Origin of the sequence: Kitasatospora sp. NPDC059327, from assembly GCF_042752535.1 — a bacterium.
Lineage (GTDB): Bacteria > Actinomycetota > Actinomycetes > Streptomycetales > Streptomycetaceae > Kitasatospora.
This window is the reverse complement of the sequence record NZ_JBHYYB010000031.1, coordinates 1-25910: the sequence shown is the minus strand read 5'-3', so window position 1 is coordinate 25910 and position 25910 is coordinate 1. Positions and strand designations below refer to the sequence as shown.

The window sequence follows — 25910 nt, the reverse complement described above, 5'->3', positions numbered from 1 at the left end:
CCGCGGGGCGCCCCCGCGCCCCGGCCCCCCGGGGGGCGGGGCCGCGCCCCCCCCCCCCCCGCCCGCCCCCCGCCCCCACCGCCCGCCGACCCGCCGACCCGTCGGCCTAGCGGGCGGTCAGCGGGTAGTGGTCGGAGAGGTCGTTGTAGGTGTAGCTCGTGCCCCAACTGCTCACCGTCCACGGCGCGCTGTGCGAGCGGACCACCGTGTTGGTGTAGCTCGCGGGCCGCGCGTGGTCGGCCCGGTAGAGGACGTAGTCCAGGTCCTCCTTCGGCTCGCCGGGGTAGCGGTAGGCGGCGATCGAGTTGTCCACCGTGTCGAAGGAGTTCGCCCAGCCGTCGCGCGTGTCGGCGGGCGCCACGTTCGCGTTGGCCAGCAGCGAGGGGTACTCGCTGCCGTGGGAGTCGATGTTGAGGTCGCCCGCGATCAGCACCGGCTCGGCGGCCGGGATGTTCTTGCCGTCGACGAAGGACTTCATCGCCTTGAGCTGCGCCGCCCGGATCGCCGCCGGCTGACCGGCGGAGCAGCCGGTGTCGGTGGACTGCAGGTGCGTGCCGATGACGTGCGTCCGCTGGCCGTTGACGTTCAGCACCGCGTAGACGAAGCCCTTGTTCGACCACCAGTCGCTGCCGCAGGCGTCCTTGAATACGTACTGCTCCTTGCGCAGGATCGGCCACTTGCTGAGCAGCGTCACCCCGCCGTCCTCCGGAGTGGTCGAGCTGAAGCTGCCGCCGGTGGCGTCCCAGCCGCTGGTCGAGCGGCCGACCACCGGCGTGTGGTACGGGTACGCGGCCGAGGCCTGCGAGGTGAGCAGGTCGGACGCGGCGTTGTCGAAGGCCTCCTGGAGCACCACCACGTCGTGGCCCCGGAAGACGTCGGCCGCGGCGATGGCCTTCGCCCGGTAGTCCTGGCCCCAGTTGGGGTACAGGTTCTTGCTCATCAGGAACACGTTGTACGTCAGCACGTCGAGCGGTGCCACCGTCGGCGCGGCGGTCGTGGCCGCGGCCTGGGGAGTCGCGGCCTGTGCGGCGGCGCAGGGAACGAGCAGGGCGGCGGCGACGGCGCAGGCGGCGGCCGCGCGCGCGGCGCGGGGCAGGGCGGAGGGAGTTGGCATGCGCGCAGTCAACGCGCCCCCGGCCACGCCCGGCAAGACGTTCGACGATAACCGTATGAACTCGGCGGTAACTTAAAGCTGTCTGTCCAACTCGACTGCCGGATCGCGAACTTGCGTGGACAACTTCCCGGGCCACCACATGTGCCGGTCCAGGTCCATGGTCAGCGCGGTGACCAGCACCGAACGCACCACCAGCGTGTCCAGCAGCACCCCGAGCGCCACCGCGAAACCGATCTCGGCGAAGCCCACCACCGGCAGCGTCCCGAGTACCGCGAAGGTGCTGGCCAGGATCAGCCCGGCGGAGGTGATCACCCCACCGGTCGCGGCCAGCCCGGCCACCGCCCCCTGGCGGGTGCCGTGCTGCGCCGACTCCTCCCGCACCCGGGTCATCAGGAAGATGTTGTAGTCGATCCCGAGCGCGACCAGGAAGACGAAGACGAACAGCGGGAACGCGTTGTCCTGGCCCTCGAAGTGGAAGACGTGCTCGAAGAAGAACACGCTGATCCCGAGCGCCGCCGCGTACGACAGCACCACGGTGGCGATCAGCACGAGCGGAGCCGTGACCGCCCGCAGCAGCAGGGCCAGGATCACCAGCACCACGCCGAGCACCAGCGGGATGATCGCCCGGTTGTCGTTACCGGCGGCCCGTCCGGCGTCCAGGATCACCGCCGTGCTGCCGCCCACCTTGGCGTCGGCGTTCGGTACCGCGTGGACGGCCGCCCGCACCCGGTCCACGGTGTCCTTGGCGGCCTGGCTGTCCGGTGGATCGGCGAGCGTGGCCTGGAACAGCGCCCGCCCCTCGTGCGCGGTCGGTGCCGATGTCCCGGCGATCCCGGGCGTCTCCTGCGCGACCGCGCGGACGGCGCCGACCTCGGCGGCCCCGCTGATGACGGTCAGCGGAGCGCCGGTGCCGCCGGGGAAGTGCTGCTCCAGCACCTGTTGGCCGACCACCGAGTCCGGCGTCCCGGTGAAGGAGCCGGCCGTGCTCAGACCGGTGGCGTTCAGCGAGACCAGCCCGACGCAGCAGGCCCCCAGCGCGAGCGCGGTGCCGATCCACACCTTGCGCGGACGGCGGCCGATCCAGGTGCCGACATGCGCCCAACGGCCGGTCTTCGTCGGCTCCGGTGTCCCGAACGCGGGCTTGACCGGCCAGAACACCCAGCGGCCGACGACCACCAGCAGGGCCGGCAGCAGCGTCAGCATCGCCGCCAGGGCCACCAGGACGCCGATCGCGCAGACCGGGCCGAGGCCACGGGTGGAGTTCATCTCGGCGATCAGCAGGCAGAGCATCGAGGCGACCACGGTGGCCGAGGAGGCCAGGATGGCCGGCCCGGCGCGGTGCAGGGCGAACGCCATCGCCTCGTGCCGGTCCTCGTGCCGTCGCAGCTCCTCCCGGTAGCGGGCGGTGAGCAGCAGCGCGTAGTCCGTGCCCGCGCCCAGCACCAGCACGATCAGGATGCCGGCGCTCTGCGCGTTGACGGTCAGCCCGGAGTGCTCGGCGAGCAGGTAGATCACCGCCTGGGCGACGACGAGGGCGCCCGCCGCGGAGATCAGCGGCAGCGCCCAGAGCACCGGGCTCCGGTAGGTGAGCAGCAGCAGGATGATCACGACGGTGACGGTGGCGGCCAGCAGGGTGCCGTCGATGCCCGCGAAGGCCTCGGCCTGGTCGGCGCCGACCCCGGCCGGTCCGGTGACGTGGGTGGTCATCCCCATGCTGTCGGCGGCTGCCGTCGCCCGCATGCTGTCCACCGCCGGGCGCAGGTCCTGCCAGCCGCCGGTGCCGATGTCGACCGGCACGATCGTCTGCATCGCCTGGCCGTCGGCCGAGAGCTCCGGACCGACCACCGGCCCCAGGACGTGCGGGGCGGTGGCGAACGCCATCGCGTCGCGGGCGGCCTCCACCCGGTCGGCGGGCGTGATCCCGCCGGTCCGCTGGTACACCACCACCGCCTGTGCGGTGTCCACCGGTTGGAAGGCCCGCTGCTCGTTCAGCACCTGGGTGGACTCGGCGTTGCCCGGCAGCCAGCTGGAGGCCTGGTTGTCCTCGGCGTCGGTGAGTTTGCCGGCCAGCGGTCCGGCCACCACCAGCAGCACCAGCCACAGCGCCAGGACCACCCACTTGCTGCGCCGGCCGCACGGCAGCGCGGCCAGATTCCGGGTCGGGCTCATCGGAAACCCCCAGGGGCCTCGGGCATCAGTCGTTCCAGCCTGCCACCGCGCCCATGACCCGGCAGCCCGGGTCGCTCGCCCGGGGGATCCGCCGGTGCTCCCCGGCCCCGACCGGCCCCGACCGGCCCCCGGGCGCCGGCGGGCCGGTCGGTCAGGCGGGTACGACCGCCCGCGCCCGCAGCTCCTTCAACACCGCGATGTCCATCGCGTGCCCGGTGCCGTCGCCACCGTGCTTGCGGTCGGGCGTCTCCACCAGCAGCGGGACGCCGGCCGTCGCGGGGTGCTCGAACAGCTCACGGAACGGCTCCGCCCCGATCAGTCCGGCGCCGATGTTGGCGTGCCGGTCCTTGCGCGCGCCGACCGCGTCCTCCGAGTCGTTGGCGTGGATCAGCCGCAGCCGGTCCGGCCCGGCCGCCGCCACCAGGGCGTCCAGTGCCGCGCCGACGCCGCCCGGGACCGCCAGGTCGTGGCCGGCCGCGAAGGCGTGGCAGGTGTCCAGGCAGACCCCGACCAGGGGATGGCCGTCCAGCGCGTCCAGGTACCCGGCCAGGTCCTCCATCCGTGAGCAGAGCGAGCTGCCCTGACCGGCCGTCGGCTCCAGCAGCAGCCGGGGCGCGGCCTCGCCGAGTGCGTCCAGCTCGTCCAGCAGCGGCCGGACGTCCGCCCGGACCTGGGCCATCGCCTCGGCCCGCCGCGAGCCGCCGCCCGGCGCCGTGCCGACCGCCGAACCGGTGTGCAGCACCACGCCCGCGGCGCCGATCGCGTGGCCGCGCAGCAGGGAGTGCCGCAGCGATTCGGCCGAGCGTGCGCGGGTCGTCGCGTTGTCCGAGCCGAAGTTGATCAGGTAGGGCGCGTGCACGAACGCCGGGATGCCCTGCTCGGCGCACGCGGCGCGGAACTCCGCGTCCTGGGCGGGGTTGCCCGGGGGAGTGGCCCAGCCGCGCGGGTTCGCCACGAACACCTGCACCGTCTCGGCACCGACCCGCCGCGCGTACGCCAGCCCGGTACCGGCCAGTCCGCGGGCGGCGACCGGCACATGGGCGCCGATCGGGTTGCGGGCGGCGGGGGTGGGCGGTACGGCCGCGGTGGGCGGCGCGGCGACGGCGGTGTTCATGGCCCCGAGCATGCCACGCGCGCCGATGGGTCCGGCGGCCAGGCGGGTCCGGTCCGTCCGCCGGGTGCGGACGGACCCCGTGGACCGCCGATCCTCCGTCCACGATCGAGTGAACCGAGGGGGTGAACTCCAGGCCGGCCGGGCCTGGCCGCGTCACGATCCGTAGTGGATCGGCGACTCGGTGGAGCGGGTCCTGGCCACCGCCGAACCGTGGAGACGCTCGACCCGCGCACCCCGCGCACCCCGCGCACCCCGCGTACCCCGCACCCCGCGCCCAGCCCCCGCACTCCCGCCCCCCGCACTCCCGCCCCCCCCGCGCCACGCCGACGGGCCCGCCACCTGGCCGACGCCCCGTCAGTCCCGCAGCCCAGCCCTGGTGGCGAGGCCCCCCGTGCGCCCATAGCGTCGATTCGGCCGACACCCACCGGCCGTCATGCCCCGCACACTCCGTGTCACCGCGCCGGCGTCCCCGCGAGCGCGCAAGAAAGCAGGTCATCACCTCATGCCCACGCGACGGGTCCACCACCTCGCCGCGGCCACCGCCGCCGCCACCACCGCCCTCACCACCGCCCTGGCCGCGCTCGGCGCCGCCCCCTCGGCGCACGCCGCGGAGACGTTGCACCTCGTCCAGCCGGGCGAATCGATTCAGCAGGCCGTCGACGAGGCCCTCCCCGGCGACACCGTCCAGCTGCTCCCCGGCACCTACCTCGGCAGCGTCCGGATCACCACCCCGGGCCTCACCCTGCGCGGCGCCGGCCCGGACAGCGTGATCGCCCCCGGTGACGCCGCCGACGCCAACGCCTGCGCCACCGCCGGACACGGCCTCTGCGTCGTCGGAGCCGACGACCGGCCGCTCACCGGTGTGACGATCGAGGCCCTCGCGGTCACCGGCTTCCGCAAGAACGGCATCAACGCCTCCGGCACCGACGGCATGACCGTGCGCGCCACCCACGTCCACGACAACGGACAGCAGGGCATCAGCCAGGAGAAGTCCACCCGGGCCGTGATCAGCGGCAACGCGTCGACCCGCAACGGCCAGTCCGGCGTCTTCCTCGCCAACTCCGTGGACAGCGAGGGCGGTGCCCTCACCACCGACGGCACCGTGGTCAGCGGCAACCTGCTCACCGACAACCGGATCGGCGTCACCGTCCGCCGTCTGCGCGACCTGAGCGTCGAGGCGAACGAGATCCACGGCAACTGCGGCGGTGTCTTCATCGTCGGCGACGAGGGGGTCCCCCGGGCGGGGGCGCTCACGGTCAGCCGCAACCGGGTCGTCGCCAACAACAAGTACTGCCCGCCCAACCCCCGCCTCGACGCCATCCAGGGCACCGGCATCCTGCTCACCGGCGCCGAGGACACCACGGTGAGCGAGAACGAGGTGTCCGACAACGTCGGTGCCTCGCCGATGTCCGGCGGCATCGTGCTCTTCCGCAGCGTGGTCGGCGTGGCCAACGCGCGCAACACCGTCACCGGCAACCACCTGGCCGGCAACGGCCCGGCCGACCTCGCCGACCGTGACACCGGCACCTCCAACTCCTTCGCGCGCAACCAGTGCGCGGTCTCCGAGCCGGCCGGCCACTGCTGACCCGCGCCACCACCCGCGCCACCACCCGCACCCTCCGGGCGCTCCGGCCGGGGCCGAGCCGCTCGGCCCCGGCGCCCGGCCCGCCCCCGGAACCCCGGCCCCATTCCCCCTGCAGAAGGACGGCCCATGACCACCGCACCCGCCACCACCCCGCAGGCCGCGATGCGCCTGCGGGAGCTCGTCTTCGGCGCCGCCTGCGCCGCCGCCGTCCGCGCGGCCGCCAGGCTCGGGGTCGCCGACGCGCTCGGCGACACCCCGACCACCGTCACCGACCTCGCCGCCGCGCTCGACACCGAGCCCAAGCCGCTGCGCCGGCTGATGCGCGCCCTCACCTGCTACGGCATCTTCCACGAGACGGGCGACGACCGTTTCGAGCACACCGAGATGTCCCGCCTGCTGCGCGAGGACGCCCCCAACAGCCTGCGCTACATCTCCCTCTGGTGCACCGAGCCGTGGACGTGGGAGGCCTGGCCGAAGCTGGACGAGGCCGTCCGCTCCGGCCGCAACGTCTTCCCCGAGCTGTTCGGCAAGGAGTTCTTCGACTACCTGCACAGCGAGGGCGGGGACTCGGCGAGGGTCTTCGACAAGGCGATGACCACCTCCAGCCGGCAGTCCGCCGCGGACTTCGCCGAGTACCTCGACCTCACCGGGATCGACTCGGTGGTCGACATCGGCGGTGGCCAGGGCCATGTGCTGGCCAGCCTGCTGGAGAAGCACCCGGCGCTGCACGGCACCCTGCTCGACCTGCCCAAGGTGGTCGCCGGCGCCGACCCCCGGCTCCGCGACGGCGGCGCCCTCGCGGCCCGGGCCGCGCTGGTCCCCGGCGACTGCCGGGTCGACATCCCGGTCCACGCCGACCTCTACATCATCAAGAACATCCTGGAGTGGGACGACGAGAGCACCCGTCGCACCCTCGCCAACGTGGTCCTGGCAGCCCGCCCGGGCGCCCGCGTCGTCGTGGTCGAGAACCTGGTCGACGACAGCCCCTCGATGCGCTTCACCACCGCGATGGACCTGCTGCTGCTGCTCAACGTCGGCGGTGCGAAGCACTCCAAGGAGAGCCTGGTGCGGCTGATGACGGAGGCCGGTCTGGACGTGGCCGAGGTCCGCCCCGTCAACCCCTACCTGCACGCCTTCGAGGCCACCGTGCGCGGCTGACCGCCGCCGCACCGAAGCGACCGCCGGCCCCCGCAGCGGGGACCGGCGGTCGCTCGACGTCCGGGCTCAGGCCTTGCGCGAGGACTCCAGGTGCGCGAAGACCACCACGTTGTCCAGGTAGTCCTTGCGCTTCTTGTCGTACACGCCGCCGCAGGTGATCAGCCGCAGCTGGGAGTCCGCGGTCTTCCCGTACACCCGCTGGTCGGGGAAGGCGTTCTTGGCGAAGGTCTCCACCGAGTCCACCGAGAAGACGGCGACCGTCCCGTCGGCCCGCTGCACCTCGACCTTGTTGCCGGGGACGAGCAGGCTGAGCAGCAGGAAGACGGCCGGGCCCTTGGTGGTGTCCACGTGCCCGGCCACCACGGCGGCGCCGCGTTCGCCGGGCGAGGCGCCGTCGCGGTACCAGCCGACCAGGTTCTTGTCCTCCGGCGGCGGTGCGTTGAGCTCCCCGGCCGGGTTCACCGTCAGCTCGGTGAAGGGTGCGTCGACGGCGATCTGCGGGATCCGCAGCCGGGTCGGCTTGGCCCGCTTCAGCCCGGGCGCGGCCGGCGTGGCGGGCTTGGCGGCCGGGGCCGCGTCACCGGGGGACGCGCTCGCGGTGGCGGCCGGGGGAGCCGCCTGGCCCGGTCCGGGACCGGACGAGGGGGCCACGTCCACGGAGTTGTAGATCAGCAGCAGGCCGACGGCCGCGGCGCCCATACCCGCGCGCAGCAACCGGGACGTTCCAGCGGCCGGACCGGCCATCGTTCCACTCCTAGGTCAGGCCTGTGACGGTCGGGACGGTGCCGGCGGACCACCGGGTCGTGCCCCGACCCGGTGGCCGCCGGCCCGCGACCGGCGGGGGAGTCCGTGACGGCACCGCCCGGGCCGCGTCGCGTGGTCCGGAGCGGCGCCGCACGTGCTCCCGCCGTGGCCGCCGCTCAGCGCGGTGGCCACGGCGGGGAGGCTGCGCGGCGGCGCCGGGTCAGATCGCCGCGCCGCTGGTGCGGCGGCCGCGGCGCAGCGCGAGTGCGCCGGCACCGAGGCCGCCGAGCAGCAGGACGGCGCCGGAGGCGAGGCCGCCGCCGGACAGGGCCAGGCCGCCGCCGCCGGTGTGCACGCCACCGTGCGGGGTCTTCTCCTCGGCCTTGTGCTCCTCGCCGCCCTTGTAGTCCTTCTCGGAGGAGGACGAGGAGGAGCCCTTGTCCTGCTTCTCCTCCCAGGTCTTCTGCCCGTCCGGGCTGGCGGCCTTGTCCTGCTTCTCCTGCCAGGTGAGGTTCTTGTCGGCCGAGCCGTCCGCGTAGGCGGCGGGGGCGGCGACGGTCAGTGCGGCGGCGACGGCCGCTCCGGCGAGCAGCGTGCGTGCAGAACGCATGGGGACGATCCTTCCGGCGCGGGACCGCGACCGCCCGACACGTCGTCGGGCAAGGGGACTCACGGGGTGCGCCTGAACCACCGTCATCCACCGGGGCGGCCACTGCCACCGGAGGACGACGGTCACCGTCGTGGCGGTGCGCCCTTCGAGTGGACTCCCGGGGGTATTCACCCGAGTGGCCCGGCGATCCGGGTGATTCGGTATCCGGGCCCCGTGCGGGCCCGTCCCGGCGGCCGCGGGCACCCGCGGCCCGGCGCAGGACGGCGGGAAGCGGCGGCCCCGGGGGCGGTCGCCCCGGAGCCGCCGCGGTGCCGCCGGCCCGGCGCCGGCTCAGTGCAGCTGCTGCACACCCGTGCTGTCCCGCGCGAACACCGAGCGGGTGTCGCTGTCGGGGTAGCGCTCCTTCAGGGCGAACGCGGGCGGCGTACCGGGGACGGGCGTGTCCGGCGCCTCGTAGTAGAGGACGTACGTCTTCGCGGTGTCCGTCTCCTTCTCCAGCTGGAGCCAGCCGTTGAACCCGGCGGCGGGCAGGGTGCCGGTCGCGGTGACGGAGTTGTTGGGGCCGGTGTGGCTGAAGGCGAAGGTCGCGGTGCCGAGCTGGAGGCGCTTGTGGCCGCTCGCGTGCCAGCGGCGGAACACGGCGATCCACTCGTCGGGCCAGGGTCCGCCGGTCTCGTCCGGTGGCATCCCCGTGCCGTCGATCCGGGAGAGGATGTCGTCGGCGTTGGCGACCACGGAGTCGTAGTCCCAGAGGTCGGTGAAGAAGGTCATGTGGGCCCGGTCGATCGACCGGAACATGGGCTGGATGTGGAGTTCGAAGACGGGCGTGCGCATCTCAGCTGTACACCTCCAACAGGACGTCCTTCAGGGCGACTTCGTCGAGCAGCCCGGGTGCTTCCTGCGGCTGCCCGTAGGGGCCGGGCGACGGCTGGTACTGGAGCGTCAGCACGAGGTTCTCGGGGGCGGCGTCCGAGGCGTCGAGGGCGGCCGTGATGTCGAAGCGCGCGTTGCACTCGGCCGGGTGGTGGGAGTGCGGCCCGGCTCCGCCGGCGTGGCCGGGCGCGTGGTCGCCGCCGGCGGGCCCGTGGTGCGACCTCCACATCGCGACGTAGCCGACGCCGTAACGGCTCGCGAAGGCCGGGTCGTCGACGCGGAACTCGACGTCGGCGGGGTGCAGGTAGGCGCGCAGCACGTAGCTGCCGGCGACCGGGACCTTGAGGTCGTCGAGCCGCACCACGATCTTCCCTCCCCGGGCGGGCGGCGCCGCGAGGCCGAACGTGGCCCGGGAGTTGCTCCGCAGTGAGGCCGTCAGGTTCGGCGCGGAGATCAGGCTCAACGGCTCGGTCGCCAGCAGCCGGCGGGTGACCGGCTGCGGGACCGGGACCCCGAAGTCCGCCTTGAGCCGGTCGGTGAGCGCGTAGTCGTAGCCCAGGGCCACGGTGTCGGCGAACTCGGCCGTCGTGTGCTGGGGCTGGGAGTCGAAGCCGCGCAGCGTGTGGTCGGGCGAGGTGAGCGGGGGCGATCCGTTGCGCCGCTGCCACTCGGCCCAGAGCAGGTCGATGAAGCTGTGGAAGCTGAAGTAGATCGGGTCGAGCGCGGCCCTCGACGGGTTCGCCATCAGGCCGCCGATGAAGTTGCCGTGCATGAAGTTGTGCGGGCCGGATTCGAGGCGCCCGAAGTCGGCTCCCGGGTGGGCCGGCGGAAAGCCGCTGAACAAGCCCTGGTCGGTCTCGGTCGTGACGATCGTCAGGGTGTCGGGAGGCAGGTCCACCGGGTCGGAGTTGCGGTTCTCGGTGAGTTCGGGCGTCGCGAACGCGGGCGGGAACTTCCCGCTCGCCTGCGGGTGCAGCCAGTCCCAGTACGGCAGCGTGACGTTCGCCGTCCGCGGCGGGTCGGACTCCTGGAGGAGCTTCTCGAAGTAGAACAGGTGCGCCCGGTGCCACGGCAGGAACTGGTCGGTGCCGTGCTCGCACGGGCCCACGGAGAAGTCGTTGTGCAGCGCGGCCTGGAAGTCGTAGCCGGTCACGTCCGACGGGTCCGCGGCGGACCGCGCGCGCAGGATCCCGAGGGCGTGGGTGTAGTCGTCGAGCTCGGCGGGGCTGAGGGAGTTGATGTCGCGTCGGCTCTTGGTCATGGGGTCACCTCCGTTGCGGCACAACGTATGCGCACCACTTGACCGCCCGAGGCAGCCGTGCGGTGCGGCGCGGCCTCCGTACAGTCGGGCGGAGTACCACCCGGCCGCTCGCCGTCCGGGTGGAGTACCACCCGGCGCGGGCCCGGCCGCCCCGGCGCCTCTCGATGCGCCGTCGCGCGCCCCTGGCCGCACCGGCCGTCCAGTGATGACATGTACTCGACAACTCGTCGGATGGCCCGCACGTGGGGGTGCGCGGCCCGGAACCGGCGGGCCAACGGAAGGAAGTCCCCGTGACTGTACGCATGATGGCCGTCGGCGGCGCTGCGGCGGCGCTGCTCGGCTCCTCGCTCGCCGGCGTGGGCAGCGCGACCACCGCCACCGGCTGGACCACGCCGCCGCCGGACAAGATCGTCATCGACGTGGCCACCGTCAACGGCTCCGGCTGCCGGGCCGGCACCGCCGCCGTCGCGGTCTCCCCGGACAACACGGCCTTCACCGTCACCTACAGCGAGTACATCGCCCAGGTGGGCATCGGCTCCAAGCCCACCGACTCCCGGAAGAACTGTCAGCTCAACCTGAACGTCCACGTCCCGCAGGGCTTCACCTACGCGGTGGCCGCCACCGACTACCGGGGCTTCGCGCACCTGGAGAAGGGGGCGAGCGCGGTGCAGCGGGCGAGTTACTACTTCCAGGGCTCGCCCGACACCACCCGGCTCAGCCACCGCTTCACCGGGCCGATCGACGACGACTGGCAGGCGACCGACAGGGTCGGCGTCGCGGCCCTGGTCTGGGCGCCCTGCGGAGAGCTCCGCAACTTCAACATCAACACCGAACTCCGGGTCAACGCCGGCACCTCCGACCCGACCCGGACCACCAGCTTCATGACCATGGACTCCACCGACGGCAGCATCAACACCACCTACCACCTCGCCTGGAAGGAATGCCCCTGACGGGCGCCGCGCGCGGGCCCGGCGGAACCGCCGCCCGCACGCGGCGGGCCGCCCCCCGACCTGCGCCGGGGGGCGGCCCGCTGCGGGGAACGGCGCGGTCAGCCCGTGCCGCGCTCCCACCGGTAGAACTCGTGCGCCATCGCGTCCTTGGGCCCCCGCCAGGTGGCCGGGTCGTAGGCCTGCACGTACGGGGTGAGGCGGTCGCTGATGCCCCGGAACTCCGGGTGCCCGACCATCTTGGCGACCGCCGGGCCCGGCGGCCGGTCCGCCTCGATCAGGTGCAGGTAGACGTCGCCGAACTGGAAGAGGCTGCGCCCCGTGACGCCGATCAGGTCCGGCAGTTCGCCCCGGTCGGAGTCGGCGAACACCTCGGCGATGCCGTGGGCGGCGTCCGGCTTCATCCGGGCGACGATCAGTGTGCGGTGCATCCGGCTCAGACCTCCCCCGCCTGCTTCTCGACCTTCTCGCGGATCAGCTGCAGCTGGACGCGCGAGTTGCGGTTGATGTGGTTCACCATGCCGTCGTCGTCGACCGGCGCGGTGGGCTTCATCGCGAAGTCCTGGACCCAGCGCATCTTCGTGCCGGCCGGGACCTCCGCGTACTCCCAGCGGATGTCCATGAACTCGAACGGGCCGGGCTCGACCCGGCGGGCCCGCACCGCGAGCGAGGCCCGGTCGGTGGTGCGCTCGGAGACCCAGCTCCAGATCTGGCCGTTCTCGTCGGGGTGCATGGTGAGCCGGAAGCGCACGCTGTCGCCGTCCCGCTCCAGCACCTCGACCGAGGCGTACTCGCTGAACAGCTGCGGCCAGTTCTCCAGGTCGTTGGTGATCTCCCAGACCAGGTCGAGCGGAGCGGCGATGACGATCTCGTTGTCCGTGTGTCCGGGCATCTCAGGCACCGGCCTTCGTGGCGAACGAGGAGTTCACCAGGTCGAGGAACTCGGCCGGCGTCTTCGCCGACTCCGCTCCGTTGGTGACCTTCACACCGTGCCGGTTCTCCAGCTCGCCGACCACGCCGAGCAGACCGAGGGAGTCCACGCCGAAGTCGTCGAAGCTGGCGCCCGGGCGCTCCAGGTCGAGCGGGTCGATGACCACGCCGGCCCGGGCCTGGATCAGTGCGGCGAGTTCTGGATGGCTGAGGGTGTTGCTCACGGGATGTTCCCTTCAGTTCGTTGCGGAAGCGGTCGTTCGGTCAGGGCCGGTCGCCGCGCCGGAGCACCAGTGCGGAGTTGGAGCCCATCAGCCCGCGGCTGAGCACCAGCGCGGTGTGCAGCTCGGCCGGGCGGGCACGGCCGGTCACCAGGGCGAGGTCGTGGCAGACCTCGGTGACGTTGGGGGTGGGCGGCACGACGCCGTCCTCCATGGCGAGCACCGCGGCGGCGGTGTCCAGCAGCGGCGCGCCGCAGTAGGCCCGCCCGGTGCCGGCCTTGGGGGCGGTCACCGGCACCCGCTCGGCGTACGGGCCGAGGGCATCGGCCAGGGCCAGTGCCTCGGCACGGTCGGCGGCCGGCACGCCGAGGGCGTCGGCGAAGACCACGTCGACCTCCTCCGGGGCGATCCGGGCCTGGTCGAGCGCGATCCGGATGGCGTTGGCCAGCCCCTCCCGGGACTCCGCCCAGCGGGAGGCACCGGTGAAGGTGGCACCGTGCCCGGCCAGGTACGCCCGGACGGTGGCACCGCGCCGGCGGGCCGTCTCCTCGTCCTCCAGCAGCAGCATCGCGCCGCCCTCGGCGGGGGCGAAGCCGTTCGCGGCGGCGGAGAACGGCAGGTAGGCGCGGTCCGGCCGCTCGGCGAGGCTGAGCTCGGGGTAGCCGAGCTGGCAGACCATCGAGTACGGCGCCAGCGGGGCCTCGGCCGCGCCGGCCACCACCGCGTCGGTGCCGCGCGCGATGGCGCGGGCGGCGTGCGCGAGGGCGTCCAGGCCGCCGGCCTCGTCGCTGGCGACCACCCCGCACGGGCCCTTGTAGCCGCCGCGGATCGAGACCTGGCCGGTGCTGGCCGCGTAGAACCAGGCGATGGACTGGTAGGGGCCGACGAACTGCGGTCCTTGTCCCCAGAGTTGCTGCAGTTCGCGCTGTCCGAACTCACCGCCGCCGGAGCCGGCCGCGGTCACCACGCCCACCCCGAAGGGCTGGTCGGGATCGAGGACGAACCCGGCGTCCGCCACCGCCAGGTCGGCGGCGGCCATCGCGTAGTGCGTGAAGCGGTCGGTCTGTACCAGGTAGCGGCTGTCGATCACGGACTGCGGGTCGAAGTCCCTTACCTGGCCCGCGATGCGCAGCGGAAGGTCCGCGCAGCCCTCGCGGGATATCCGGTCGAGGACGCTCACGCCCTGCCTGGTGGCCTTCCAGAAGGCGTCGGCCCCCACGCCGTTCGGCGCGACCACGCCGAGGCCGGTGACCACCGCCCGGCGGCCCTGCTGACGTGACGTCATGGATCTCACCCCGTTCTGTTGAGCACGACGGCGGACTGGAATCCGCCGAATCCGCTGCCGACCGACAAGATGTGACGGAGCGGCAGCTCGCGCGCGGTGCGCGGCACGTAGTCGAGGTCGCACTCCGGGTCCGGAGTCTCGTAGTTGGCGGTCGGCGGCACCACGCCGTGGGCCAGGGCGAGGGTGCAGGCGACCAGCTCGATCGCGCCGATCGCGCCGAGCGAGTGCCCGACCATCGACTTGATCGAACTCATCGGTGTCTCGTACGCGTGCGGGCCGAGCGAGCGCTTGACGGCCGCCGTCTCGTGCCGGTCGTTCTGCTTGGTGCCCGAACCGTGCGCGTTGACGTAGTCGACGTCGGTGCGGTCCACCCGGGCGTGCCCGAGTGCCTCGTCGATCGCCCGGGACATCTCCAGCCCCTCCTGGGTGAGGCCGGTCATGTGGTACGCGTTGCCGAAGGTGGCGAAGCCGCCGATCTCGCCGTAGATCCGGGCGCCGCGCCGCCGGGCGTGCTCCAGCTCCTCCAGCACCAGGACGGCGCCGCCCTCGCCGAGGACGAAGCCGTCCCGGTGGGCGTCGAAGGGGCGGGAGGCGTGTTCCGGGTCGTCGTTGCGCTCACTGGTGGCCTTGATGGCGTCGAAGCAGGCGACGGTGATCGGTGAGATCGGCGAGTCGGAGGCGCCGGCGATGCAGATGTCGGTGCGCCCCTCCTCGACCGCCTGGAAGGCGTAGCCGATCGCGTCCAGCCCGGAGGTGCAGCCGGTGGAGACGGTCTGCACCGGGCCGTGCGCACCGGTGCGCTCGGCGACCGCGGAGGCCAGCGTGCTGGGGGCGAAGGCGCGGTGCAACTGCGGCTCGGCCCGCCGGTGGTCCACGTCCCAGCGCGCGCCGCCGGCGCTGACCAGGGCGTAGTCGTGCTCCAGCCGGGTGGTGCCGCCGACGGCGGTGCCGAGCGAGACGCCGATCCGCCACGGGTCCTCCGCGGCCAGGTCCAGGCCCGCGTCGGCGATCGCCTCGTCCGTCGCCACCATCGCGAACTGGACGTACCGGTCGGCCCGTTGGACGTCGTCCGGGCTCAGGCCGTGCGCCGCCGGGTCGAAGTCGCACTCGGCGGCGATCCGGGAGCGGAACCCGGTGGGGTCGAACAGGGTGATGCCCCTGGTCGCCGTCCGGCCGGAGGTGAGCAGGTGCCAGAAGGCCGGTACGCCGACGCCGCCGGGCGCGACGATGCCGATCCCGGTGACGGCGACCCGCCGTGTCATGAAGCCACCTTGGCGTGTTCCGGAGGGCCGGAGGTCACTCCGTCGGTCTCCTCGGTGTCGACGTGGCCGAGCTCCGGGCGGGGCGCGAGCGGGCCGAGGTGGAAGACCATCCGGGCCTCGGTGTCGCCGACGTTGCGGAAGCGGTGGCGCATGTCGATCGGGATCATCAGGCCCTGGTTGGGCTTCAGCGGGCGGGTCACCCCGTCCAGGTCCACCTCCAGGTCACCGGAGACCACGAAGACGAACTCCTCGGAGTACGGGTGGTAGTGCTCGCCGATCAGCTCGCCGGGCCGCACGATGGCCAGGCCCATGAACCCGCTGGTGGCGCCGCAGGTGGTCGGGGTGAGCATGGCGCGCAGGTCACCGCCGCGGCGGCGGTTCTCCGGTGCCTCGTCGACGTGCACGATCCGTGGGTACTGCGTGGACATGGTTTCTTCCTTCGGGTGTCGGGGCCGGCGCGGGGCCGATGGTCGGTCAGGTGAGCTGCGAGCTGCGGTCGGTGACCGGGCTCATGGCGCGGGCGGCGAGGAAGGCGCTCAGGCCGGCGACGGACCGCAGGTCGCCCTCGGGGCCGAGGTCGAGCAGCCGGCCGAGGACGGCCGCCTCGCGCTCGCCGGCCACACCGAGGGCGGCGGCCGGCTCGGCCTCGGCCGGGACCCGCAGGTCCACCAGGCGGACCACGACGTCCTCCCGGTGGAAGACGGTGCTCGCCGCGACCGGCCCGGTCGGGTCGGCGGTGGCCAGGTTGTCGTGCTCGCCGAGCAGGGCGGCCACCGCGGCGCCGTCGCCCGGCTTGACGGGGTAGAGCACGGCGTGCCGGTGCAGCCGGCCGGAGGCCGGGGAGCCGGCGATCGCCTGGTGCTCGGCGGGCAGCGCCGCGCGGGCGAAGAAGGCGCGGGCCGCCTGCGGGTCGCCCAGCTGGCGGGCCTCCTCCAGGTAGGGGTTGATCGCCTCCTCGACCGCCCGGACCTCGGGCTGCATCGCCACGTGGCGCAGCGCGTCACCCAGGTTGCCGATCACCTCGACGGCCCGGACCACCCGGTTGCCGTGCATGAACAGGGAGGTGCGGCGCAGCCGGGTGGTCTCGTCCACCTCGGCCTTGGGGGAGGTGTAGCCGGAGAGGATCCGGGCCACCTCGTGCTCACTGCCGGGCTTGACGGTGAAGGTCAGGGCGTGCCGGACCACCCCGTCCGGGCCGGGGGCGGCCTGCGGCGGGCCGACGTGCCCGGCCGGCGCGGTGCGCGGCAGGCCGGGCGGCACGGCCACCGGCTTGCGGGTGCCGGTGGCGCCGGCCGCGGAGGTCTCCCGGAGGATGGAGTAGCGCAGCGAGCGGAAGGTGTCGCTGACGCAGCCGTGCATCGGCTTGACCATCTCGCGGTGGGCGGGGCTGTCCACCCACTTCAGGAAGGTCTCCTGGTCCTTCCACTCGCTGGTGATCAGCCACTGCCTCGGGTCGTTGATCGACTGGCAGAGCTGGTCGCTGACGTGGCCGGGGACCGAGGCCACCTGGTGGCGCAGCTTCTCGTACACGTCGAGGAAGCGCTGCTGGGCGCCGTCCTTGATCTCCAGCATCAGCATCACGCGGAGCCGGGTGTGGGACTCGGTGTGCGGTTCGGCCTGCGGTTCGGACAGAGTCGTCATGATTCACTTTCTTGCTTCGGGGCCACCCGCGCCGGGGGCGCCGGGCGGCTTCCGTCCGGACGGGCCGGCGGGGGGAGGACGGTGCGGTGGCGGTCGGCCCGGGTGGGTGGGGGCCAGGCCTGAGGTCGATCGTGCGCGGACGCCACGAGTGGCGCGAGATATGCGGGCCATCCGGGCGAAGTGGCGGCAGAAGGCACTCGCCGCGGGGGATGCAAGAGCGGGGCCGACGCGCGCGCAGGCCCCGCCGAGGGCGGCGCCGAGCCCCGCAGCCGGGCCGCGAACCCCCGTACAGGCTGGAGCAATTGATGAATCCGAAGGTTGACGACCGGGTGCCGGTCCTGATCGTCGGCGGCTCGCTGGTCGGGCTGTCGGCCTCACTCTTCCTGGGCCGACTGGGTGTCAGACACCTGCTCGTCGAGAAGCACGCCGACACCTCGCGTCACCCGCGTGGCCGAGGCAACAACGTCCGCACGATGGAGCTCTACCGGGGGGCCGGGATCGAGTCGGCGATCCGTGAGGCCGCCTCGGTGCTCGCCGCGAACCACGGCATCCTGCAGGCCCCCTCGCTGACCGGCGAGGAGCAGGAGTGGCTGTTCCGGGAGATCGATCCGGGCGGCCGGCTGGCCCGGTTCAGCCCCAGCTCCTGGTGCCTGTGCAGCCAGAACGACCTGGAGCCGGTCCTGCTGCGGGCCGCCCGCGAACTGGGCGGTGATCTGCGGTTCAGCACCGAGCTGGTCTCCTTCGAGCAGGACGGCGAAGGGGTGACGGCGCTGCTGCGCAGCCGGGAGACCGGGGAGGAGCGGACGGTCCGGGCGAAGTACCTGATCGCGGCGGACGGCCCGCGCAGCCCGGCCCGGGAGGCGCTGGGCATCGGCCAGACCGGCAAGGGCGAGCTGTTCCACAACGTCAGCATCACCTTCCGGGCCAAGCGGCTGGCCGAGGTGGTGGGCGACCGCCACTTCATCGCCTGCTACCTGACCTCCCCCGAGGCCGACGGCGCGCTGCTGCCGGTGGACAACCACGAGGAGTGGGTCTTCCACGCGCCGTGGCACCCCGAGCACGGCGAGCCGCTGGAGGCGTTCACCGACGCGCGGTGCGTCCGGCACATCCGGGCCGCCGTCGGGGTGCCGGACCTGGAGGTGGAGGTCACCGGGAAGGCCCCCTGGCACGCCGCCGAGCGGGTGGCGCGGCAGTACTCCGCCGGGCGGGTCTTCCTGGCCGGGGACTCCGCGCACGAGATGTCGCCGACCGGCGCGTTCGGCTCGAACACGGGCATCCAGGACGCCCACAACCTGGCCTGGAAGCTGGCCGCCGTGCTCTGCGGCTGGGCCGGGCCGGAGCTGCTGGAGACGTACGGGCAGGAGCGCCGCCCGGTCGCGGAGGTCACCGGGGCGCGGGCCTCCGCCCGCTCTGCCGAGCACAGCCACCCGGGATACGCGGTGGTGCCCGGGGTCGGGCGGCAGGCCGGGGTGCTGGCGGTGGCGCTCGGCTACCGCTACCCGGCGGGCGCGGTGGCCGGGGCGGACCCGGCCGGACCGGTGGTCCCGGAGGCGTTCGAGTCGGCCGGCGAGCCCGGCAGCCGGGCGCCGCACCAGTGGCTGCTCCGGGCGGGCGTCAAGCTCTCCACCCTCGACCTGTACGAGCAGGCGATGGTGCTGCTGACCGGTCCCGAGGGCACCGCCTGGCACCAGGGCGCCCGCCGGGCGGCCGACCGGCTGGCCGTGCCGCTGGACACCTACCGGATCGGCACCGGCGCGGAGGACGACCTGGCACCCGAGCCCGGCGCGGACTTCGCCGAGCTGCACGGTGTCCGGCCGGGCGGAGCGGTGCTGGTGCGCCCGGACGGCTTCGTCGCCTGGCGTTCGCCCGACGCGGCGGAGGACCCGGAGGCGGCGGTGGAGGCGGCGCTGCGTACGGTGCTGAAGCTGTAGACGCGGTCCCACCTCGCCCCGAGCGGTAGGGCCGCGCCGGTCCCTGTGCCCCGGCCCGGGCGCAGGGACCGGGCCCGGACGTCCGAGCCCCCGCCCCGGGAGTGTCGACCCCGGCCCGGGGGCCTGAACCCCCGCCGCGCACCGACGCGCCCCGAGCCGAAGGCCGCGCCGGTGCCGAAAGGGTGGGCCCCTCCTGCCCGATGGCGGGCAGGAGGGCAAGTGAGGACGCCGCGAGGAACGAGCGGCGCCCGGAGCGCCGACCGTCGGCACCGGATCAAGCGGCCCGGAGCCGAGCGGGCGACAGCACAGTCAGTGGCCGCCCGCGTCGACCACCTCGATGTCCTCGATGTTCTGCTCGATCACCTCGGCCGGCAGCGCGACCCGGATCGCCCAGAAGTACACGGCGAGGGCGAACGCGGCGACCAGGCCCATGTCCCACCACATCGGGATGGTGCCCCGGCCCTCGCCGAAGCCGCCCTGCCAGGAGATCAGGCCGATGCCCACCAGGTAGACCGGCAGCCACTGGGCGGCGCGCCAGTCCAGGCGCGGCGCGTTCGGCAGTCCCTTGCGGATCGCGTACGCGGCGTAGCTGCCGAGCAGGCCGTAGCCGAGGACGATCGCGATGCCCAGCCGGGACAGGGTGTGCCAGCCGGCCCAGTAGATGATCAGGCTGGCGACCACGAAGGCCAGCGGGGAGATCAGACCGCCGAGCGGCAGCCGGTAGGAGCGCTCGCGGGTGGGCAGGCGCCGGCGCAGTGCGCCGAAGGCCAGCGGGGCGCCGGCGTACATCAGCACGCTGGCGGAGGTGATGAAGCCGACCAGCTCCTGCCAGCTCGGGAAGGGCAGGAAGCAGACGACGCCGGTGACGAAGGAGAGGATCAGGCCGAACCACGGCACGCCGCGGCTGTCCAGCTGCTCGAACTTCTGCGGCGCGTAGCCGTTCTTGCTCAGGCCGTAGGAGATGCGGGAGGTGGAGGTGGTGTAGATCAGGCCGGTGCCGCCGGGGGAGACGATGGCGTCGAAGTACAGCACCCAGGCCAGCCAGCCGAGGCCGACCAGGGTGGCGAGGCCGGCGAACGGGCCCTCGATGCCGGGGAAGTCCAGCTTGTCCCAGCCGTTGGCGAAGGAGCTGATCGGCAGCGCGCCGATGAAGACGACCTGGAGCAGGACGTAGATCAGGGTGCCGATGGCGACCGAGCCGAGGACCGCGCGGGGGATGTCGCGCTTGGGGTTGCGGCTCTCGCCGGAGATCTGGATGGCCTGCTCGAAGCCGAGCAGCGCGAAGATGATGCCGCTGGAGCTGATCGCGGCGAGCACGCCCTTGATGCCGAACGGGGCGAAGCCGTGCGAGGTGAAGTTCGAGCCGTGGAAGTTGGTCAGCGCGAGCACGAAGATCGTGAGCAGCGGGACGAAGATCTTCAGCCAGGTGGCGATCGAGTTGGTGTGGGCCAGCACCCGCACACCGAGGAAGTTGACCGCGACGAAGACGCCCATCAGGAGCACGGCGACGATGAAGCCGCTGGTGGTGAGGGTGCCGTTGTCGTTCAGGAAGCTCTTGGCGAACTCCCAGTGGCCCGCGTAGCCGATCATGGCCTCGACCTCGATCGGCGCCACGGTCGCGGCCTGCAGCCAGGAGAACCAGCCGAAGGACATGCCCGCCAGACCGCCGAAGGCGTAGTGCGGGTAGCGGGCGGTACCGCCGGCGACCGGGAAGAGCCCGCCGAGTTCGGCGTGCACCAGGGCGAGCAGCACGATCGCGACGGCGCCGATGCCCCAGGAGATGAGCGCGGCCGGGCCGGCGACCATGACCGCGTTCTTTGCGCCGAACAGCCAGCCGGAGCCGATGATCGAACCGACCGAGGCCCACAGCAGGCCGATCAGGCCGACCTCGCGCCGCAGGGACCGGTGGGTGGGTGTCCCGGAGTCGGGAGAGGTGCCGGTGCTCGGCGGGGACAGCTGGTTGAGGGATGCCATGCCAGATCTCTCTGTGGTGTGGGGGCCCCGGCGGACGGAGCGCGGAGAGTTGCCACACAGTAGGCGTATTCATAGGCCTATGCACAGATTTCATTACTGAATGTTTACCTACTTCGCGGGATATTTCCGCTGGTAGGGGGCCCAGTGTTCATGTGCGTGTTACGAGACTCGCCAGTAGTTTCAGCATCTGAGCGGGAATTGAGCTTCCGCACAAGGTCCGGCAATGTTGATGGCAAATAGGGTTATAGAAATGGTGGCGGCCGTATAGGGATACCGGGCGGACTCGGTGAGGTGGCCCCCCGGGCGGGCCGTTCGTCCGCTACGTTTGCGCCACTACCGCGGCACAGCGTCGTGTCCGCGCGCTCTGAACCTCCCTCACCAAGGTGCGCGCACTTGAAACTCACCCCCCACGAGCAGGAGCGCCTGCTCATCCACGTGGCCGCCGACGTGGCCCGCTCCCGTCGGGCCCGGGGTCTGCGGCTCAACCACCCCGAGACGGTCGCCCTGATCACCTCCCACGTCCTGGAGGGCGCCCGCGACGGCCGGACCGTCGCCGAGCTGATGGACTCCGGTCGCGAGGTGCTCACCCGGGACGACGTCATGGACGGCATCGCCGAGATGATCCCGGACGTCCAGGTCGAGGCGACCTTCCCCGACGGGACCAAGCTGGTCACCGTGCACGGGCCGATCCAGTGAACGGCGAGCGGACGATCCCGGGGCAGATCCTCCACGGCGAGGGCGAGATCGGCCTCAACGCCGGTCTGGCCGTCACCCGGATGACCGTCGTCAACGCCGCCGACCGGCCCGTCCAGGTCGGTTCGCACTACCACTTCGGCGAGGTCAACCCCGGGCTGGAGTTCGACCGGCCGGCCGCCCGCGGCCTGCGGCTGAACATCCCCGCCGGCACCGCGGTCCGCTTCGAGCCGGGCATCCCGGTGGAGGTCGAACTCGTCCCGATCGCCGGCCGGCGCGAGGTGCTGGGCCTGCGCGGCGAGACGGGAGGGCCGCTCGATGACTGACCGCCCCGCCCTGTGGCTGACCCGCGAACGCTACGCGGACCTCTACGGGCCCACCACCGGTGACCGCGTCCGGCTCGGCGACACCAACCTGCTGATCGAGGTCGAGGAGGACCGCTGCCGGGGCGGTGACGAGGCGGTCTTCGGCGGCGGCAAGGTCATCCGCGAGTCGATGGGCCAGGCCCGCACCAGCCGCGCCGAAGGCGCCCCGGACACCGTCATCACCGGCGCCGTGGTGCTCGACCACTGGGGCGTCGTCAAGGCCGACATCGGCATCCGGGACGGCCGGATCACCGCGCTCGGCAAGGCCGGCAACCCCGAGACCATGGACGGCGTCCACCCCGCGCTGGTGATCGGCCCGGAGACCGAGGTGATCTCCGGCAACGGCCGGATCGTCACCGCCGGCGCCGTCGACGCGCACGTCCACTTCATCTGCCCGCAGTTGGTGGACGAGGCGCTGGCCTCCGGGGTGACCACCCTGGTCGGGGGCGGCACCGGGCCGGCCGAGGGCAGCAAGGCGACCACGATCACCCCCGGCGCCTGGCACCTGGCGCGGGTCTTCGCGGCGCTGGACGGCCTGCCGGTCAACATCGGTCTGCTCGGCAAGGGCAACACCGTCAACCGGGCCTCGATGCACGACCAGCTGCGGGCCGGCGCCCTCGGCTTCAAGATCCACGAGGACTGGGGCGCGACGCCGGCCGCGATCGACGCCTGCCTCCGGGTCTGTGACGAGACCGGCGCCCAACTCGCCATCCACACCGACACCCTGAACGAGGCCGGGTTCGTCGGTGACACCCTCGCGGCGATCGCCGGCCGGGGTGTCCACGCCTACCACACCGAGGGCGCGGGCGGGGGTCACGCGCCGGACATCATCACCGTGGTCGGCTCCTCGAACGTGCTGCCCAGCTCCACCAACCCGACCAGGCCGCACACCGTCAACACCGTCGACGAGCACCTCGACATGCTGATGGTCTGCCACCACCTGAGCCCGCACGTGCCGGAGGACCTCGCCTTCGCCGAGTCCCGGATCCGGCCGTCCACCATCGCCGCCGAGGACATCCTGCACGACCTCGGCGCCATCTCCATCATCAGCTCCGACTCCCAGGCGATGGGCCGGATCGGGGAGGTGGTCCTGCGCACCTGGCAGACCGCCCACGTGATGAAGGCGCGGCGCGGAGCGCTCGCCGGCGACGGCCGGGCCGACAACCACCGGGCCCGGCGCTACGTGGCCAAGTACACCATCAACCCGGCCGTCGCCCAGGGCCTGGACGGCGAGATCGGCTCGGTCGAGCCGGGCAAGCTCGCCGACCTGGTGCTCTGGTCGCCCGCCTTCTTCGGCGCCAAGCCCGACCTGGTGGTCAAGGGCGGCCAGATCGCCTGGGCGCAGATGGGTGACGCCAACGCGTCCATCCCGACGCCCCAGCCGATGCTGCCCCGGCCGATGTTCGGCGCCATCGGGCGCTCGGCGGCGGCCAACTCGCTCAACTTCACCGCCGCGGCCGCGATCGAGGACGGCCTGCCCGAGCGGCTGGCCGAACAGCTCGGCGTGGCCAAGGGGTTCACCGCGATCCGGAACACCCGCGGTGTCACCAAGGAGCAGATGGTCAACAACAGTGCCCGCCCGGACGTCCGGGTCGAGCCCGACACCTTCGCCGTCACCATCGACGGTGAACTCGTCACCCCCGAGCCGGCTGTCGAACTACCGCTCGCCCAGCGGTACTTCCTCTTCTGATGGGCCTCGCGGCACTGCTGCTGCTCGCCGACGGGCGCTTCCCCGCCGGCGGGCACGCCCACTCCGGCGGCGCCGAGGCGGCCGTCCGGGCCGGGCGGGTGAAGGACGCCACGAGCATGACGGCCTTCCTCACCGGGCGGCTGCACACCACCGGGCTGGTCTCCGCCGCCCTGGCCGCGGCCGCCGCCGACGGACAGGACGCCGACCGGCTCGACACGGCCGCCGACGCCCGCACCCCCTCACCCGCCCTCCGGGCCACCAGTCGCCGGCTCGGCCGCCAGCTGCTCCGGGCCGCCCGCGCGGCCTGGCCCCACCCCGGGCTCGACCGGTTGGCGGCCGCGTTCCCGCGCGGCGCGCACCAGAGCGTCGTGCTCGGCACCGCCGCCCTGGCCGCCGGGCTCACCCCCGTCCAGGCCGCGACCGCCGCCGCCCACGAGAGCGTCAACGGCCCGGCCACCGCCTGCGTCCGGCTCCTGGGCCTCGACCCGTACGAGGTCGCGGCCGCACTGGCCCGGCTCGCTCCCGAACTCGACACCGTGGCCGAGGCCGCCGTCACCGCCGCCCTGTGCGGGGACCCGGACGCGCTGCCCGCCGCCTCCGCGCCGCTGCTCGACGTCTACGCCGAGCAGCACCACTCCTGGAAGGTCCGTCTCTTTGCATCGTGACCACGCCGACCCCGTCGACGCCCCCGCCCGCCACACCTACACCGACACCAGCACCGGCGGCACCCGCCGCCGCGCCCTGCGGATCGGGCTCGGCGGCCCGGTCGGCTCCGGCAAGACCGCCACCGTCGCCGCGCTCTGCCGCCTGCTGCGCGGGGAACTGTCGCTGGCCGTCGTCACCAACGACATCTACACCACCGAGGACGCGGAGTTCCTGCTCCGCAACGCCGTCCTGCCGCCCGAGCGGATCACCGCCGTCGAGACCGGCTGTTGCCCGCACACCGCCATCCGCGACGACATCTCCGCGAACCTGGAGGCCGTCGAGGAACTGGAGGAGGCGGTCGGGCCGCTCGACCTCGTCCTGGTCGAGTCCGGCGGCGACAACCTCACCGCCACCTTCAGCCGGGGGCTGGTCGACCACCAGATCTTCGTCATCGACGTCTCCGGCGGCGACAAGATCCCGCGCAAGGGCGGCCCCGGGATCTCCACCTCGGACCTGCTGGTGATCAACAAGACCGACCTCGCCCCGCTGGTCGGCGCCGACCTCGACGTGATGGCCCGCGACGCCGCCGCCCAACGCGGCCCGCTGCCCACCGTGTTCTCCGCGCTCACCTCACCCGAAGGCGTGGCCCCGGTCGCCGCCTGGGTGCGGGAGCGGCTGGCCGACTGGCGCACCCGGCCGTGACGGCCGACAGGGCAACGGTTCTGGCCGGGGCGGTCCTGGCCGGGGCGGCCCCGACGGGGCGGGCCGGGCCCGACGCGACCGGCTCCGACGGGACGGGCTCGGCCCCGCCCCGGGCCGCGCTGGTGGCGCGGGCCAGGATCCGGGCCGAGCCGGACGGACGCGGCGCCACCGCCCTGCCCGTCCTGTCCGGCGCCGGGCCGCTCGCCCCGCGGCGCACCCGGGACGTGGACGGCGGAGCCCAGGTGGTGATCGTCGGGGCGATGGCCGCGCCGCTGGGCGGCGACCGGCTGGCACTCGCGGTCGAGGTGGCCGACGGCGCGGCCCTCACCGTGACCAGCGCGGCCGCGACCATCAGCCTGCCCGGCCCGGGGCCGGCCCGGTACGACGTCGAACTGACCGTGGGGGAGGGCGCCCGGCTCGACTGGCGCCCCGAACCGGTGGTCGCCGCCGCCGGCAGCCACCTCGTCCTGCACACCCGGATCACCCTGGCCGCCGGAGCCCTGCTGCGCTACCGCGAGGAGCAGGTCCTCGGCCGCCACCACGACTGGGCCCGCGCCGCCGGTCCCGGCCGGCTCACCTCCCGCCTCACGGTCCGCCGGGCCGGCCGGCTCCTGCTCGACCAGCAGACCGACCTGGGCCCCGGCGCCCCCGGCTGGGACGGACCCGCCGTCCTCGGCGGACACCGCGCCGTCGGTCAGCTGCTCACCGTCGGCCACCCGCCGCCCGCGCCGCCCGCGAGCGGCGACGCCGCGCTGTTCGTCCTGTCCGACCCCGACGCCCAGGTGCTCGCGGCCGTCACCCCCGACGCGCTCGCGCTGCGGCGGGCGCTCGGCGGGGCCTGAGCGGGTACGGAACGGGGGCCGCTCCTCCGGAGGACGCTGTTGGTTAATTCGGGTTGTGCGTGACGTCGGACTTCAAGACCTGGTTGTGGTCTTGAAGTCCGAGGGGGTGGGGTGGGGGGGGTGGGGGTGTCGATGCAGCCGAAGGGGGCCGGGG

Annotated in this window: 25 protein-coding genes; 10 read left to right on the top strand and 15 right to left on the bottom strand. The window is 73.5% G+C overall.

Features of this window, described 5'->3' with window-relative positions; genetic code table 11:
• Positions 1 to 106: 106 nt before the first annotated feature.
• The 3 genes from sph to ACFXHB_RS20340 all read right to left on the bottom strand — a co-directional run bounded on the left by sph (position 107) and on the right by ACFXHB_RS20340 (position 4397).
• Entirely contained in the window at positions 107 to 1114 is a 1008-nt protein-coding gene (gene sph / locus ACFXHB_RS20350) for a sphingomyelin phosphodiesterase (RefSeq protein ID WP_380575976.1), read from the bottom strand.
• A 72-nt stretch (positions 1115 to 1186) separates the two neighbouring features.
• On the bottom strand, positions 1187 to 3283 hold the full coding sequence (locus tag ACFXHB_RS20345) for an MMPL family transporter (protein WP_380575975.1): 2097 nt from the start codon (positions 3281 to 3283) through the stop codon (positions 1187 to 1189).
• Between the two features lie 151 nt (positions 3284 to 3434).
• A complete protein-coding gene (locus ACFXHB_RS20340; RefSeq protein ID WP_380575974.1) occupies positions 3435 to 4397 on the bottom strand; it encodes a deoxyribonuclease IV in 963 nt (320 codons plus the stop codon).
• Positions 4398 to 4899: 502 nt separating this feature from the next.
• Between ACFXHB_RS20340 and ACFXHB_RS20335 the strand changes: the two genes are divergently transcribed.
• Together ACFXHB_RS20335 and ACFXHB_RS20330 are read left to right on the top strand one after the other, a co-directional pair.
• On the top strand, positions 4900 to 5982 hold the full coding sequence (locus ACFXHB_RS20335) for a nitrous oxide reductase family maturation protein NosD (RefSeq protein WP_380575973.1): 1083 nt from the start codon (positions 4900 to 4902) through the stop codon (positions 5980 to 5982).
• A gap of 126 nt (positions 5983 to 6108) precedes the next feature.
• On the top strand, positions 6109 to 7140 hold the full coding sequence (locus ACFXHB_RS20330) for a methyltransferase (protein ID WP_380575972.1): 1032 nt from the start codon (positions 6109 to 6111) through the stop codon (positions 7138 to 7140).
• 66 nt (positions 7141 to 7206) lie between these two features.
• On the opposite strand, the gene ACFXHB_RS20325 is transcribed toward ACFXHB_RS20330, so the two are convergent.
• The 4 genes from ACFXHB_RS20325 to ACFXHB_RS20310 all read right to left on the bottom strand — a co-directional run bounded on the left by ACFXHB_RS20325 (position 7207) and on the right by ACFXHB_RS20310 (position 10628).
• Positions 7207 to 7884 carry a class F sortase gene (locus ACFXHB_RS20325; protein ID WP_380575971.1) on the bottom strand — a complete coding sequence of 226 codons (678 nt, stop codon included), beginning with the start codon at positions 7882 to 7884 and terminating at the stop codon, positions 7207 to 7209.
• 220 nt (positions 7885 to 8104) lie between these two features.
• The gene (locus ACFXHB_RS20320; RefSeq protein WP_380575970.1) at positions 8105 to 8494 is read right to left on the bottom strand and encodes a hypothetical protein; all 390 of its coding nucleotides are present in this window, start codon (positions 8492 to 8494) and stop codon (positions 8105 to 8107) included.
• A gap of 330 nt (positions 8495 to 8824) precedes the next feature.
• Entirely contained in the window at positions 8825 to 9328 is a 504-nt protein-coding gene (locus ACFXHB_RS20315) for a hypothetical protein (RefSeq protein ID WP_380575969.1), read from the bottom strand.
• Position 9329: 1 nt separating this feature from the next.
• Positions 9330 to 10628 carry a tyrosinase family protein gene (locus ACFXHB_RS20310; protein ID WP_380575968.1) on the bottom strand — a complete coding sequence of 433 codons (1299 nt, stop codon included), beginning with the start codon at positions 10626 to 10628 and terminating at the stop codon, positions 9330 to 9332.
• 302 nt (positions 10629 to 10930) lie between these two features.
• On the opposite strand from ACFXHB_RS20310, the gene ACFXHB_RS20305 reads away from it, so the two are divergent.
• Positions 10931 to 11578 (top strand): DUF4360 domain-containing protein, encoded by a 648-nt coding sequence (locus ACFXHB_RS20305; RefSeq protein ID WP_380576032.1) that lies wholly within the window; start codon positions 10931 to 10933, stop codon positions 11576 to 11578.
• A 98-nt stretch (positions 11579 to 11676) separates the two neighbouring features.
• Here ACFXHB_RS20305 and ACFXHB_RS20300 read toward each other — a convergent pair whose 3' ends face one another.
• The 7 genes from ACFXHB_RS20300 to ACFXHB_RS20270 are packed head-to-tail and all read right to left on the bottom strand — an operon-like array spanning position 11677 to position 16914.
• Entirely contained in the window at positions 11677 to 12006 is a 330-nt protein-coding gene (locus tag ACFXHB_RS20300) for a TcmI family type II polyketide cyclase (protein WP_380575967.1), read from the bottom strand.
• Between the two features lie 5 nt (positions 12007 to 12011).
• Positions 12012 to 12467: an SRPBCC family protein gene (locus tag ACFXHB_RS20295; RefSeq protein ID WP_380575966.1), complete on the bottom strand. Its 456-nt coding sequence runs from the start codon at positions 12465 to 12467 to the stop codon at positions 12012 to 12014.
• Between the two features lies 1 nt (position 12468).
• Complete coding sequence (locus ACFXHB_RS20290; RefSeq protein WP_329490975.1) at positions 12469 to 12729, bottom strand: acyl carrier protein; 261 nt, start codon at positions 12727 to 12729, stop codon at positions 12469 to 12471.
• A gap of 40 nt (positions 12730 to 12769) precedes the next feature.
• The gene (locus ACFXHB_RS20285; protein WP_380575965.1) at positions 12770 to 14011 is read right to left on the bottom strand and encodes a beta-ketoacyl synthase N-terminal-like domain-containing protein; all 1242 of its coding nucleotides are present in this window, start codon (positions 14009 to 14011) and stop codon (positions 12770 to 12772) included.
• Positions 14012 to 14016: 5 nt separating this feature from the next.
• Positions 14017 to 15273 (bottom strand): beta-ketoacyl-[acyl-carrier-protein] synthase family protein, encoded by a 1257-nt coding sequence (locus tag ACFXHB_RS20280; protein WP_380575964.1) that lies wholly within the window; start codon positions 15271 to 15273, stop codon positions 14017 to 14019.
• Entirely contained in the window at positions 15270 to 15701 is a 432-nt protein-coding gene (locus ACFXHB_RS20275) for a cupin domain-containing protein (RefSeq protein ID WP_380575963.1), read from the bottom strand. Before ACFXHB_RS20275 ends, ACFXHB_RS20280 begins: the two co-directional genes overlap by 4 nt.
• A 46-nt stretch (positions 15702 to 15747) precedes the next feature.
• Positions 15748 to 16914 (bottom strand): SchA/CurD-like domain-containing protein, encoded by a 1167-nt coding sequence (locus tag ACFXHB_RS20270; protein ID WP_380575962.1) that lies wholly within the window; start codon positions 16912 to 16914, stop codon positions 15748 to 15750.
• A 305-nt stretch (positions 16915 to 17219) separates the two neighbouring features.
• Between ACFXHB_RS20270 and ACFXHB_RS20265 the strand changes: the two genes are divergently transcribed.
• Positions 17220 to 18845: an FAD-dependent oxidoreductase gene (locus ACFXHB_RS20265; RefSeq protein ID WP_380575961.1), complete on the top strand. Its 1626-nt coding sequence runs from the start codon at positions 17220 to 17222 to the stop codon at positions 18843 to 18845.
• A 309-nt stretch (positions 18846 to 19154) separates the two neighbouring features.
• Here the strand turns inward: ACFXHB_RS20265 and ACFXHB_RS20260 are convergent, their stop codons facing one another.
• Positions 19155 to 20819 carry an APC family permease gene (locus ACFXHB_RS20260; RefSeq protein ID WP_380575960.1) on the bottom strand — a complete coding sequence of 555 codons (1665 nt, stop codon included), beginning with the start codon at positions 20817 to 20819 and terminating at the stop codon, positions 19155 to 19157.
• Positions 20820 to 21212: 393 nt separating this feature from the next.
• Here ACFXHB_RS20260 and ACFXHB_RS20255 point away from each other — a divergent pair, with 393 nt between their 5' ends.
• From ACFXHB_RS20255 to ACFXHB_RS20230, 6 genes are read left to right on the top strand one after another with little or no spacing between them, the layout of a single operon-like run.
• Positions 21213 to 21515: an urease subunit gamma gene (locus tag ACFXHB_RS20255; RefSeq protein WP_380575959.1), complete on the top strand. Its 303-nt coding sequence runs from the start codon at positions 21213 to 21215 to the stop codon at positions 21513 to 21515.
• A complete protein-coding gene (locus ACFXHB_RS20250) occupies positions 21512 to 21838 on the top strand; it encodes an urease subunit beta (RefSeq protein ID WP_380575958.1) in 327 nt (108 codons plus the stop codon). The genes ACFXHB_RS20255 and ACFXHB_RS20250 overlap by 4 nt, the downstream gene beginning before the upstream one ends.
• Positions 21831 to 23567 (top strand): urease subunit alpha, encoded by a 1737-nt coding sequence (locus ACFXHB_RS20245; protein ID WP_380575957.1) that lies wholly within the window; start codon positions 21831 to 21833, stop codon positions 23565 to 23567. Before ACFXHB_RS20250 ends, ACFXHB_RS20245 begins: the two co-directional genes overlap by 8 nt.
• Positions 23567 to 24232: an urease accessory protein UreF gene (locus ACFXHB_RS20240; protein WP_380575956.1), complete on the top strand. Its 666-nt coding sequence runs from the start codon at positions 23567 to 23569 to the stop codon at positions 24230 to 24232. The genes ACFXHB_RS20245 and ACFXHB_RS20240 overlap by 1 nt, the downstream gene beginning before the upstream one ends.
• The gene (gene ureG / locus ACFXHB_RS20235; RefSeq protein ID WP_380575955.1) at positions 24222 to 24914 is read left to right on the top strand and encodes an urease accessory protein UreG; all 693 of its coding nucleotides are present in this window, start codon (positions 24222 to 24224) and stop codon (positions 24912 to 24914) included. Before ACFXHB_RS20240 ends, ureG begins: the two co-directional genes overlap by 11 nt.
• On the top strand, positions 24911 to 25756 hold the full coding sequence (locus ACFXHB_RS20230; RefSeq protein ID WP_380575954.1) for an urease accessory protein UreD: 846 nt from the start codon (positions 24911 to 24913) through the stop codon (positions 25754 to 25756). Before ureG ends, ACFXHB_RS20230 begins: the two co-directional genes overlap by 4 nt.
• The last annotated feature ends 154 nt before the right edge of the window (positions 25757 to 25910 follow it).